The 12,399-nt window shown below is 44.9% G+C and carries 10 protein-coding genes; 7 read left to right on the top strand and 3 right to left on the bottom strand.

The features are described from left to right. Nucleotides 1-7 precede the first annotated feature (7 nt). The 7 genes from acsD to A7D23_RS12915 all read left to right on the top strand — a co-directional run bounded on the left by acsD (nucleotide 8) and on the right by A7D23_RS12915 (nucleotide 8,247). Nucleotides 8-952 (top strand): acetyl-CoA decarbonylase/synthase complex subunit delta, encoded by a 945-nt coding sequence (acsD, locus tag A7D23_RS12945; RefSeq protein ID WP_025204938.1) that lies wholly within the window; start codon nucleotides 8-10, stop codon nucleotides 950-952. Nucleotides 953-1,002: 50 nt separating this feature from the next. Next, nucleotides 1,003-2,358 carry an acetyl-CoA decarbonylase/synthase complex subunit gamma gene (acsC, locus tag A7D23_RS12940; protein ID WP_025204937.1) on the top strand — a complete coding sequence of 452 codons (1,356 nt, stop codon included), beginning with the start codon at nucleotides 1,003-1,005 and terminating at the stop codon, nucleotides 2,356-2,358. Nucleotides 2,359-2,439: 81 nt separating this feature from the next. Next, nucleotides 2,440-3,225 (top strand): carbon monoxide dehydrogenase/acetyl-CoA synthase methytransferase subunit, encoded by a 786-nt coding sequence (acsE, locus tag A7D23_RS12935; protein WP_025204936.1) that lies wholly within the window; start codon nucleotides 2,440-2,442, stop codon nucleotides 3,223-3,225. Nucleotides 3,226-3,280: 55 nt separating this feature from the next. After that, nucleotides 3,281-5,407, top strand: a complete 2,127-nt coding sequence (gene acsB, locus A7D23_RS12930; protein ID WP_025204935.1) for an acetyl-CoA decarbonylase/synthase complex subunit alpha/beta — start codon at nucleotides 3,281-3,283, stop codon at nucleotides 5,405-5,407. A gap of 51 nt (nucleotides 5,408-5,458) precedes the next feature. Then, the gene (gene acsV, locus A7D23_RS12925) at nucleotides 5,459-7,393 is read left to right on the top strand and encodes a corrinoid activation/regeneration protein AcsV (RefSeq protein ID WP_019224860.1); all 1,935 of its coding nucleotides are present in this window, start codon (nucleotides 5,459-5,461) and stop codon (nucleotides 7,391-7,393) included. Between the two features lie 44 nt (nucleotides 7,394-7,437). Then, on the top strand, nucleotides 7,438-7,629 hold the full coding sequence (locus tag A7D23_RS12920; RefSeq protein ID WP_019224861.1) for a CooT family nickel-binding protein: 192 nt from the start codon (nucleotides 7,438-7,440) through the stop codon (nucleotides 7,627-7,629). Nucleotides 7,630-7,641: 12 nt separating this feature from the next. Next, nucleotides 7,642-8,247 carry a DUF3786 domain-containing protein gene (locus tag A7D23_RS12915; protein ID WP_019224862.1) on the top strand — a complete coding sequence of 202 codons (606 nt, stop codon included), beginning with the start codon at nucleotides 7,642-7,644 and terminating at the stop codon, nucleotides 8,245-8,247. 188 nt (nucleotides 8,248-8,435) lie between these two features. On the opposite strand, the gene A7D23_RS12910 is transcribed toward A7D23_RS12915, so the two are convergent. The 3 genes from A7D23_RS12910 to metG form a co-directional block, all read right to left on the bottom strand. Next, on the bottom strand, nucleotides 8,436-9,074 hold the full coding sequence (locus A7D23_RS12910) for a cobalamin-dependent protein (protein WP_019224863.1): 639 nt from the start codon (nucleotides 9,072-9,074) through the stop codon (nucleotides 8,436-8,438). 409 nt (nucleotides 9,075-9,483) lie between these two features. Next, a complete protein-coding gene (locus tag A7D23_RS12905; RefSeq protein ID WP_019224864.1) occupies nucleotides 9,484-10,281 on the bottom strand; it encodes a TatD family hydrolase in 798 nt (265 codons plus the stop codon). After that, nucleotides 10,278-12,275: a methionine--tRNA ligase gene (metG, locus tag A7D23_RS12900; RefSeq protein ID WP_019224865.1), complete on the bottom strand. Its 1,998-nt coding sequence runs from the start codon at nucleotides 12,273-12,275 to the stop codon at nucleotides 10,278-10,280. Before metG ends, A7D23_RS12905 begins: the two co-directional genes overlap by 4 nt. Nucleotides 12,276-12,399 lie beyond the last annotated feature (124 nt).

The raw sequence follows: 12,399 nt of genomic DNA, 5'->3' as shown, positions 1-12,399 counted from the left end.
GATTCTAGTGGCTTTTAAAACCTCAGTCCAAAAGTATAGTGGAAGCATTTACAACTTGGAATTAGGGACAGGGGAAAACACCTTAGCGCTCGGTGGACAGAATGTGTTTCCGTTTTACAGTTTTGACGGTGATACCGGTAGTGGTACAAAGATCGGTTTAGAAATTCTTGATGTTTACCCGGAAAATTGGGTAAAAGGCCTTAAAGAGCTTTATGGTTCGGTTGTTGGAAATACTGTAGAATGGGCCAAATATGTGGAAGAAAAATTTGCACCTGATTTCATTTGCTTACGGTTTGAAGGCGCAGATCCGAACGGCCTAAATAAATCCTTTGAAGAATGTGCCACTCTGGCTAAGGAAGTTGCTAATGCTGTTAAACTGCCTCTTGTTATTGCCGGGACACAAAATTATGAGAAAGACCTTAAATTATTTGAGAAAGTAGCCCAAGAGCTGGAAGGTAAAAATGTCCTTCTGTTATCCGCTGTTGAAGATAACTATAAGAATGTTGCCGCAGCCGGCGTAACAGCTTATAAACATAAAGTAGCGGCTGAGTCCTCGGTTGACATCAACCTGGCTAAGCAATTAAACATTTTAATCAACCAACTGGAAGTCAAAAACGAAAATATCGTAATGAATGTCGGGACCGCACCTGTCGGTTATGGTTTTGAGTATGTCGCTTCAACCATTGACAGAATCAGACTGGCTGCTTTGGGTCAAAATGATAAAACCTTACAGATGCCGATTATTACACCGGTTGCTTTTGATACCTGGGACGTTAAAGAGTCTGCCTCTACAGAGGAAGATTCTCCGGAATGGGGCTGCCAGGAAGAGCGTGGAATTGCCATGGAGGTTTCCACCGCCGCCAGTGTTATCGCCGTCGGTTCCGATGCTGTTGTTCTGCGTCATCCGCGTTCCGCAGAGACGATCCGTGCTTTGGTGAATAACCTGAAATAATTAATATTTGAAGACTTTGATAGTAATTTGATTCAAGGAGGAAAATGAAAATGGCAATGTCCGGATTGGATATCTATAAACTGACTCCCAAAACCAACTGTAAAGAATGTGGCTTTCCTACCTGTATGGCTTTTGCGATGAAGGTAGCAGCCGGCGGTGTAGAAATAAGCAAGTGTTCGCACATGAGTGATGATGCGATGGCAAAGCTCTCTGAGTCCACGGCTCCCCTGATGAAGATCGTGACTTTCGGCAAAGGAGAAGCCGAATGTAAACTTGGCGGTGAAACTGTTCTTTTCCGTCACGAGAAAACCTTTGTCAACCGCAACAGATTTGCTGTACTGCTTTCCGATGCGATGTCCCAGGAACAAATTGATGCGAAAATCGCCAATATGAAAAACGTCGACTATGTCCGAATCGGCGAAGAAATGAAAGCTGAAATTGCTGCCCTACAGTATGTTGGAAACAAAGACGCTTATCTGGCTTTAATCAACAAAGTCAAAGCTTCCGGTTTAAAAGTAGCCTATATGCTGGTATGCGCCGATGTTTCCGTGCTGAAAGATGCTTTGGAACTGGTCAAAGATGAACTCCCGATCGTATTCGGTGCTAACAGCAACAACTATCAGGAAATGGTTGCTTTGGTCAAGGAGCTCAAACTGCCTCTCGGCTTAAAAGCCCCCTCACTTTCTGAATTGTATGATCTGGTTGAAAATGTCCAGAAACTTGATTACAAAGAATTACTGCTGGATATCAGCAACGCTTCCGCACGTGAAGCTTTTACCAACGCTGTGCAGATCCGCAGAACAGCTTTAAAAGAACAAGACAGAACCTTTGGTTATCCTTCCGTAGTCTTTGTCAACGAGCTGGCCAAAGGCGACAAATTTATGGAAGTTGCTCTGGCCTCCCTGTTCACCATGAAATATGGTTCCCTTATTGTTATGGACGATATGGATTACACCCGCGCTCTCCCGCTCTTCGGTTTAAGACAGAATATCTATACTGACCCGCAGAAACCGATGAGAGTTGAACCGGAATTCTATCCGATCAATAACCCTGGCGACAACTCACCTGTTTTGATTACGGTCGACTTTGCCCTGACTTACTTTGTTGTTTCCGGTGAAGTGGAAAGATCCAAAGTACCGGCCTGGATGGGAATCCCTGATGCCGGCGGTTACTCTGTACTGACAGCATGGGCCGCAGGCAAGTTTAGCGGCTCGGTCATTGCCAAATTCATTAAAGAGTCTGGCATTGAAAGCAAAACGAAATGCAGAAAGCTTATTATCCCTGGAAAAGTTGCCGTTCTGAAAGGTGACATCCAGGACAGTCTTCCTGACTGGGAAGTTATCATTGGTCCTGATGAAGCCATGCATCTTCCTAAATTCTTAAGGACGATGGAAGGCATTAACTGAACTGAAAAAGATACGAATTAACCTGAAGTATTAACTCGAAGTATTCTGTTCTCAATAAAAAATTTCGGAGGTGCTCCTAACATGGATAGATTTTTAATAATTGGTGAAAGAATCCACTGTATTTCTCCAGTCATTCGGCAGGCCATCGCTGACCGTAATCCTGCCCCGATTCTCCAGAGAGCTAAAGAACAGCTTGATGCCGGTGCTGTTTACCTCGACCTGAATATTGGACCTGCCGAAAGAGACGGCGAAGAAGTCATGGCCTGGGCCGTTCAGCTTCTGCAGAATGAATTTGATAATGTTCCGATTTGTTTGGATACAGCCAATAAAAAAGCAATTGAAGCCGGTATCAGAGTCTACAACCGTTCCAAAGGCAAACCGATTATCAATTCTGCCGATGCCGGTCCAAGACTGGGGCTCTTAGAAGTCGCCGCCGCCAACGATGCCATGGCTATTGCCCTGTGTGCTAAAGACGGCATTCCTTCTGACGTTGAAGAACGCATCACCTACTGCACCGAAATGCTGGAAAAAGCAATGATGCTCGGTATCGACCCGATGGATCTCTTATTTGACCCGCTGTTTCTGGTCATCAAGGGCATGCAGGAAAAAGCACCGGAAGTCCTTGAGACCATTCGCCAGATCACGGAAATGGGCCTCAGAACCAATGCTGGATTAAGCAATGTCTCCAATGGTGCTCCAAAACATGTCCGTCCGATCATTGACGCCACCTATTGTGCAATGGCCATGCAATGCGGTCTGACTGCAGCCATTGTAAACCCTTGCGACCACAGGCTTATGGAGACAATCAAAACCTGTGACATGATTAAAGGCAATATGTTATATGCCGATTCCTACCTGGAGCTATGATTGATAGTCTTGTCTTGCAACGGCCTGGGGGAATTCTACGGAAAGGGGAATATACATGAATTTATATAGCACCATATTTGCAGGCGCCAAGCAAGCTCTCGATACTGCTGCCGGATATGTTGAAAAAGCAATCTCCTTAAAAGGAAGAGAGCATAAAGTTGCTTTTCCGGATACCGCTTACTCCCTGTCCCTTATTTATGCCATTACCGGCAAAAAAATAGGCACCCTGGGAGAACTTGAAGGTGCTTTAGACCTTGTCAGAAGCCTTATTGTGGAAAAAGAACAGCTTCGAGAAGCAGAGAATGCCGGCATGGCAGCTGCTGTCTCTTCCGAAATTATTGAAGCTTTAAAGTATGTCGTGGACGAAAAGCCCTATGAAGCTCCGTGCATGGGTTTTTTGACGGATGCGATTATCCGCGGTTGGGGTGTTGGTCTCGTAATGGACGATATCCCGGGGCAAGCGGTTATCATTGGTGAGTTTCCGGACCCCGAATCAGCCGCCAAAGTCATCAAAGAATACCAAGCTAAAGGGCTTTTAACCTTCCTTGTCGGTAAAGTCATCGATCAGGCCATTGAAGGCGGGGTCAAAGTAGGACTTGAGTTCAGGGTCATGCCTTTAGGTTATAACATGACCTCTGTAATCCACGTCGTTACGGTAACCATCCGCGCTGCTTTAATCTTTGGAGCCTTGACCCCTGGCGACTGGGAAGAATTCAAGCGTTATACCTATAAAAGATTGAAAGCTTTTGTCAATGCAGTAGGACCTTTAAGCAATTACAAAGTTGCTGCAGGCGCAGCTGCGATTAACCTCGGCTTCCCGGTTGTAACCGACCAGGATGTTGCCGAAGTCCCGATGAAGCTTATCACCCAAAAAGATTACGATAAAATGGCTGCAACTTCCCTTGAGATCAGAGGCATTAAGATAAAGATCACAGAAATTCCGATTCCGGTTGCTTTTGCTGCTGCTTTTGAAGGAGAGAGAATCAGAAAAGATGCTATGTTTGTTGAATTCGGCGGCAGCAAAACAGAGTCCTGGGAGCTTGTTACGCAAAGAGAAGCCAGTGAGATTGAGGATCATAAGATTGTGATCATTGGTGACGATATTGACACCGTGCAGCAGGTCCCCGGAAGAATGCCTCTGGCAGTACTCGTCGAAGTAGCCGGCAAGAGCATGCATTCAGATTTTGAGCCGGTTCTGGAAAGAAGAATCCACTATTTTATGAACTATATTGAAGGCATCATGCACGTCGGCCAGAGAGACGCCACCTGGATCCGTATCAGCAAGGATGCTTACGAAAAAGGCTTCAGACTACGCCATTTTGGTGAAGTGCTGTATGCCAAGATGCTGGACGAGTTTGGCGCAGTCGTCGACAAATGTCAGGTCACGATTATTACTGATCCTGACAAAGTCAAAGAAGTGAAAACCCAGCAGGTTGTTCCCAAATATGCAGCAAGAGACGAGCGTATTGCCAGTCTGACTGATGAAAGTGTCGACACTTTTTATACCTGTATTCTTTGCCAGTCCTTTGCCCCTTCCCATGTGTGCATTGTTACACCGGAAAGACTAGGATTATGCGGCGCCGTAAGCTGGCTTGATTCCAAAGCTACTTTTGAGCTCGATCCAACCGGTCCTTGTCAGCCAATTAACAAAGGTCCTGTTGATGATCCTGTCAAAGGTATCTGGCAAGAAGTCAACAAAACCGTGGAACGGCACTCCCAAGGCGCTTTGAGCCAGATTACGCTGTACAGTTTACTGGAAGATCCGATGACTTCCTGCGGCTGCTTTGAATGTATTGCTGGCATTATGCCGGAAGCCAACGGCATTGTCATCGTGAACAGAGAGTTCTCCGGCGTATCTCCGGTGGGCATGACGTTCGGCGAACTGGCTTCCATGACAGGTGGCGGCGTTCAGACTCCTGGATTTATGGGACACGGCAGACAGTTCATCTCCTCCAAAAAATTCATCTCAGCTGAAGGTGGTCCTGGGCGTATTGTCTGGATGCCAAAAGAGCTTAAAGAATTTGTTGCTGACAAACTGAATGCAACCGCCAAAGAGATGTATGGAATAGACAATTTTGTCGATATGATCTGCGATGAAACAATTGCTTCAGAATCCGAAGCAGTCTTAGAGTATTTAAGTGAAAAAGGTCACCCTGCCTTAACAATGGATCCGCTGATGTAATTTAAGCAGTACTGTTATAGGACTGTCCTATCAGAAGGGGTGTGGTGCAACATGTTTAAAGTAAAATTTATCCCTGAAAACACCGTTGTGATTGCTAAATTAGGTGAGACACTGTTCGATGCGGCCCGCAAAGCTGGTATCTTCCTTGATGCGCCTTGCAATGGACTCGGATCATGCGGCAAATGCAAGCTAAAGGTTCTTAAAGGCAGTGTAAATTTTCGTAAAAGCCATCACATTACTGAATCTGAACTAGCACAGGGTTTTGTCTTAGCATGTAATTCCAAAATTAATGGCGATATTACTGTTGAAGTGCCGGCTATCCAGACATCCGCACTAAGCGGAATGAAAGTTGAGGACTTGGCTGGAACGAAAGATCAACAGATTATCGACACGGTCATTAACCTGGCTGCCGAGAACCATATTCTATTTAACTCCCCGATGCAAAAGGCCTATATGGAGTTAGACCTACCAAGCCTTGATGACTGCATCTCTGACTGGGACAGAATTAAAAGACATCTGCTTAAAAATATTTCTTACAGTGAAGCCCTTTGTCGACTACCAATCCTAAAAAAGATCCCTCATGTTCTAAGAGAAAATGATTTTCACGCGACTGTTACGTATTTTGCAGAAAACAGCGAAAGAATCAGAGTTATCAATATTGAACCTGATGATACTTCCGACAGGCTATATGGAGCAGCTATAGATGTAGGAACTACATCTGTAGCTGCCTTCCTGGTCGATCTTTATAACGGAAAGATTATAGCCAAAGCCTCTGCCGGAAACGCTCAGATTAAATATGGTGCTGATGTAATCAATCGAATTATTCATGCAACCAAGAAAAATGGCTTGCAGGAATTAACTCATGCCATTATCAAAGAAACGATTAATCCCTTGCTTAAGAAAATGAGACAGGAAACCCATATTTCCAAAGACGACATCAGTGTGATGGTTGCCTCCGGGAATACAACCATGATGCACCTTATGCTAGGCGTTTATCCGGACTATTTGCGGAAAGAACCCTATATTCCCGCTTTCCTAAGTTCTGAATACCTTAAAGCTGCCGACCTTGGGTTAGAAGCCTACTCAGAGAGCCTTTTATATATTTTGCCTTCAGTTTCAAGCTATGTCGGCGGAGACATTACTGCTGGCATCCTGGCTTCCGGCCTGTGGTCAGAAGATCAGAATATTCTTTTTATGGACCTGGGTACCAATGGCGAGATTGTCTTTGGCAATAAAGACTTTTTACTCACCTGTGCCTGTTCCGCCGGGCCTGCGTTTGAAGGCGGAGAAATAAGTTCCGGGATGCGTGCGGCACCAGGCGCAATTGAAAATGTCAGGATTGACAGAAAAACTTTTGAGCCTACAATAGATACGATTGACAACCAACTTCCACTTGGCTTATGCGGCTCGGGAATCATTGATGCTATTGCCGAAATGTTCCGAGCAGGCATTATTGACAGCCGGGGACGTCTGAACCGAAATCTAAAAACTCGCCGTATCCGTTTTGACGAATATGGAATCGGTGAATACGTGTTCGCTTTCAGAGGAGAATATTATATCCCCAAAGATATTACGATTACGGAAATTGATCTGGAAAATTTTATCCGGGCCAAAGGCGCTGTCTACGCTGCTGTAGCAGTATTATTAAACAGCATGGGTATGGATTATTCCGGAATAGACAAAATATATATTGCCGGCGGAATCGGCACAAATATTAGTATGAACAACTCGATAACCATTGGGCTTTTCCCGGACCTTCCAGTCGAAAAGTTTAAATATCTCGGCAATAGTTCCTTAATGGGCAGTTATCTGACCCTGCGAAGCACTGACGCCAGAAAAAAAGCCGAGGATATTGCCTCTCATATGACTTACCTGGAACTCAGTACCGACAGCTCCTACATGGGAGAATTCATATCCGCCTGTTTCCTTCCCCACACCGAAATAGAAAGATTTCCAACGGTCAAGGATCCGCGCAAAATCATCTGAATGAAATAAAACCATAGAATAACTGTTAAGAAAGGTGATATAGTATGTGTGAATCGAATGCTTATGTTCTGACTCCTGACGGAGAAAAAATGGTTATGGAAAATGTTGCGAACATGAAGGTTGACTCTGGTAAAATCTTTTTAACAGGTTTATTGGGAGACGAAAAAACGATTAACGGTATAATTCAGGAAATTAAGCTTTTGGAACATAAAATCCTGATTACCGAAAAAGCGTAAAGGAATAAAACCGTGTCCGATACACCGATGCATTATGAATTTATCCGCACAAAGCTCATAGACTGTGACCCTGTGGAAATATCCCGGAAATCCGGAACAGCGTATGACAGCCAAAAGCAAGAGTTTTGTGTTTTTCTAATGGGCAGAACTTATTTTGTCTCCTACCCCTCAGGGAAAATCTACGATTCAAACCGCTCCGAAATTACAAACTTTCCGGTTATGACGTTAATCCTGCGTTACCTGGTCCACGCCAAGGGTACACCTCCTACACAAAGGAACATCACCTATCAGGAAGTCTCCGGCGGACAGGTGTACTACCGGAATTTTTACGGCCGTTGTATCATGCGGCTGGCCAGAATGTTTGGTAAGGATTTTTCTGCGCTCGAACGCGCGATGCAAAAGCTGAATGCAGTGAAAACAACGCACGGAGACCTCAGCTACCGTTTTCAGTTTATAAACAACATTTATGTCACCTTTATTCTCTGGAACGGCGACGAGGAATTTGCCACGGGAGCCAATATTCTTTTTGATGCCAATACACTGGATTACTTCAACGCTGAAGATCATGCTGTTGTCTGCGATATTGCGCTAAGCTTTTTGAAGGAGCTCGCGAAGTAAATAGATTATTATAACATGAATCCAAGCAAGCTTAACAAGGACGCTTCATTATATTGAGGCGTTTTTGCAGCTCCAAACAGCACAATAAGGGAAACAGTCCCAGTGGACTATTTCCCTTATCTCCTCGCTAACATCCAAAACGCCTTAGTTCTGCTGAACATGGTCGCTTCGGCTTTTACATCAGATATTTACTTTACCCAGCTCTGGCAAATCTTAACGCCTTCGGCTGCATTCGTGGTAAATGCATCTGCACCGATCTGTCTGCAGGCTTCTTCTGTTACAGGGTTTCCGCCAATAATGATTTTGAGGCTGTCACGCACGCCAGCAGCTTTCAATTCATCTACCGTCTTTTTCATCGCTTCCAGGGCCAACGTCAGTACACCGCTCATCCCTACGATATCCGGCTGTACTTCTTTGACTTTTTCAATGAATGCGCTTGGGCCTTGGTCGATCCCCAAATCAAAGACTTCAAATCCGGCTGCTTCAGACATGCTTCTGAAAATGTTCTTGCCGATATCGTGCAAATCACCTTCGACAGTGTCCAGTACGATCTTGCCTACTTTGGCGGATTTGTCACTGCCGATTACCGGTTTCAAGATATCGATGGACTGGGTTAAGAGCTCACCGGCAAAGATCAAATCGCCTACAAAGTACTCGCCGCTTTCAAACAGTTCCCCTACTTTTGCCATTCCCTGCTGGCAGGCACCAACGACGGACTGAGCCTCTTCTTCGGTAGGCTTCGATGCAACAAAGTCATTCAGCATCCCCATCAGTTTATCTTCGTCCAGGTCACCTACGGCATCTGTTAACACTTTCAGATCAATCATTTTATTTCCTCCTTAAAATTAATAATGCAAAGCAATTGTTAAAAGTTCGCATCTGCTTAATGCTAATATCTTGTTTCTACAACTGAAATAATATCCTCAGGTAACTGAGAAATATTGCACTCCTCCTGTCTGGTATGTGTTTTCTTAATCGAAGGCTCCAGTTCCAAAACACATTTTGCCGCTAGAAGTGTATAACTGTATCTACAAGATAGTGAAAAAAATTATTAGCCCTTTCGAAACTTGAACGAGTCTAATCTGATTTGGCATTTACATTTTTCCTATACACTGTACATTTTACCATTAGACCGGGAGTATTCACAATAGAAAAAATGACCATTTTGACAAGAAACCGCCAAAATTTTCAGAATAATAATACGTCTCTCCGTCTCTCCGTTTGGTTTGCAGCAGATCACTGAAGATTACTTCCTATCTCACACTGAAACTGATCAATTCTGAACAATCTGCGAGCATTTTCACTGCTCAGACGGGCTGCTTCCCTGACCTCCATTCCCCTGATTGCCGCAATTTTCGCCAATACTTCACATATATAAGCAGGCTCATTTCGTTTACCGCGGTAGGGCTCCGGGGTAAGATACGGACAGTCCGTCTCAATTAAGAACCTGTCTTCCGGCACTTTCTCCGCAACTTCAGGGGCATGGCGGGCATTTTTGAAAGTAAGCGGCCCCGAAAAAGACAAATAAAAACCCATGGCCAAAAGTTCTTTTGCCATTTCCCAGGAACCCGAATAAGAATGAAAAACGCCGCCTGCCTCAGGAGGATGATTTTTTATAATTTGGAGAATATCCCCGTGTGCATCCCGGTTATGGATGATCACCGGCAAACCAACTTCATTGGCCAGTTTTAATTGATGAATAAACCACTTGCGCTGGTCATCCCGGGGAGAAATGTCCCTGAAATAATCCAGGCCAATTTCTCCCCAGGCAACAACTTTCGGGTTCTGCGCCAATCTGAGCAGCGTCTCCCAGGTTTTATCCGTACAAGCTTCAACATCGTGCGGATGAATGCCTACTGCTGCATAAATAAACGGGTATTCTTCAGCCAGCCTCACCGAATTCTGACTTGTCGCTTCGGTAGATCCGACGTTTACAATCGTCGTTACGCCAGCTGCGGTAGCTCGGGCTATGGTCTCACCCCTGTCCGGGCTAAACTGGCTGTCTTCCAGATGCGCATGCGTATCCCAAATCATTTGACCTGAGCCCCTGTCGGAAGATCTTTCTGAACTGTAAGTACTTCCAGCTCTCCGTCCTGCGAAGCTGCCAGAATCATCCCCTGGGACATGATTCCGCGGAGCTTGGCAGGCTTAAGATTCGCAACCAGAATGACCTTTTTGCCGACAAGCGCTTCTGGGCTGTAATGCTGAGCAATACCGGATACAATTGTTCTACGCTCCCCACCCATTTCAACTTCCAGTTTTAACAGTTTGTCAGCTTTTTCTACTTTTTCTGCCTGCAGCACTTTAACAACCCTAAAATCCATTTTGGCAAACTCTTCAATGCTGATTTCTTCCTTGAGCGGAACCATCTCCGCCATTTGCTGCAAATTTCCCAGTTGCGAAGGACTGACTTCTAGATTTACTTCTTGTTGATGGCCTGTATTACCCTGCACCTGTGTGACACACCTTTCCATTTCAGAATTGACCTGCTCAAGGTATGCGGAGACATCGATTCTCGGGAAAATGGCTTCTCCCTTTCGGATGGCCGTGCCCGGCTGAATAACATTCCAGCTGTCTGCCTGTTCCCAGTCCTTGAAGAAATCTGTATCTCCCAGGAGGGGTTTGATTTTTCTCGGTACTCCCGGCATAAAGGGGGCACATAAAATGCCAAGGATCCTGATGCACTCCATAAATGTATAAAGCACCGTATCCAGCCTGTCCTGATTATCCTCACTTTTTGCCAGATTCCAGGGAGCTGTCTCATCGACATATTTATTGCACCTGCTGACAAACTGCCAGATAACCTCAAGCGCCGCCGCCGTATCACAGGCCAGCATTTTTTCTTCCGTCCCTTGTTTTACCTTGCTGCTTAAATCTCTGATCTCCCTCTCCAAATCGGTATCTTCTCCGGGTTCCGGGACAATTCCATTCCGGTATTTTACGACCATGGCCAAGGTGCGAGACACAAAATTTCCGAGATCATTCGCCAGATCACTGTTTAATTTTTCGACCAGATCATCCTCAGAGAAAGTACCGTCCATCCCATACTGTAGTTCTCTTAACAGGAAATACCGAATGGGATCAGCGCCATATCTCTGAATCAACTGAAACGAATCCTGAACGTTTCCTCTTGACTTGGATATTTTTCCACCTTCTTTGCTTAAGAACCATCCGTGGCCAAAAACCTTCTCGGGCAAAGGAAGATCAAGCGCCATCAAAATAATTGGCCAGATAATGGTATGGAAACGGACAATATCTTTGCCAACAAGATGAACACTGGCCGGCCAGTAAGTTTTGTATTTTTCGCCGTCGGGATAGCCCAGCGCAGAGATATAGTTAATCAGAGCATCGAGCCAGACATAGACCACATGTTTCGGATCAAAAGGAACCTTGATGCCCCACTGGAAGGTCGTACGCGATACGCAGAGATCTTCAAGCCCGCCTTCAATAAACCGGATCATTTCATTTCTTCTCGAAGTAGGCTGAATAAAATCGGGATGGTCCTGAATATATTGCAGCAGTCTGCCACTGTATTTGGACATCCTGAAAAAATAACTTTCTTCTTTCAGAAGTTCCACATTTCTTCCACAATCTGGATTCGGACATTTTCCGTCAACAAGTTTGTTTTCTGTCCAGAAAGTTTCACATGGTGTACAGTACCAACCTTCGTACTCGGATTTGTAAATATCGCTCTTTTCATAGAGCATTGTAAATATTTGCTGTACGACTTTGGCATGCCGCTCTTCTGTTGTCCGGACAAAATCATCATTGGAAATGTCGAGCAGTCTCCAGAATTCCTTAAATTTATCGACGATCCCGTCAACATATGTAAGCGGATCCATCCCGGCATTTTCAGCAGTCCGTACAATTTTTTGCGCATTCTCATCCGTCCCGGTCAAAAAATAGACATCATCGCCCTTCATTCTTCGCAGACGAGCCATCGCATCGGCAGCAATAGTCGTGTACGCAGTCCCGATATGAGGACTGGAATTGGGATAATAAATAGGTGTGGTAATATAATATTTCACAGGAATAGACCTCCTTTTATTTACGGTAGACAATTCGTTATCATCAGTAGTTTCAAGGTTTGCTATGTTTGCATTCTCTTCAATAAATATAGGAAATTTCAGCAAATACTGTCAAGGCCCAACG

This window comes from Dehalobacter sp. TeCB1 (assembly GCF_001707455.1).
Taxonomy (GTDB): domain Bacteria; phylum Bacillota; class Desulfitobacteriia; order Desulfitobacteriales; family Syntrophobotulaceae; genus Dehalobacter; species Dehalobacter restrictus.
This window is presented reverse-complemented; position numbering and strand designations above follow the sequence as displayed.

Excerpts from the sequence above, each read along its gene's own strand:
- acsC (WP_025204937.1), top strand. The coding sequence starts at position 1,003 with ATGGCAATGTCCGGATTGGATATCTATAAACTGACTCCCAAAACCAAC.
- acsE (WP_025204936.1), top strand. The coding sequence starts at position 2,440 with ATGGATAGATTTTTAATAATTGGTGAAAGAATCCACTGTATTTCTCCA.
- acsB (WP_025204935.1), top strand. The coding sequence starts at position 3,281 with ATGAATTTATATAGCACCATATTTGCAGGCGCCAAGCAAGCTCTCGAT.
- acsV (WP_019224860.1), top strand. The coding sequence starts at position 5,459 with ATGTTTAAAGTAAAATTTATCCCTGAAAACACCGTTGTGATTGCTAAA.
- A7D23_RS12920 (WP_019224861.1), top strand. The coding sequence starts at position 7,438 with ATGTGTGAATCGAATGCTTATGTTCTGACTCCTGACGGAGAAAAAATG.
- A7D23_RS12910 (WP_019224863.1), bottom strand. The coding sequence starts at position 9,074 with ATGATTGATCTGAAAGTGTTAACAGATGCCGTAGGTGACCTGGACGAA.
- A7D23_RS12905 (WP_019224864.1), bottom strand. The coding sequence starts at position 10,281 with ATGATTTGGGATACGCATGCGCATCTGGAAGACAGCCAGTTTAGCCCG.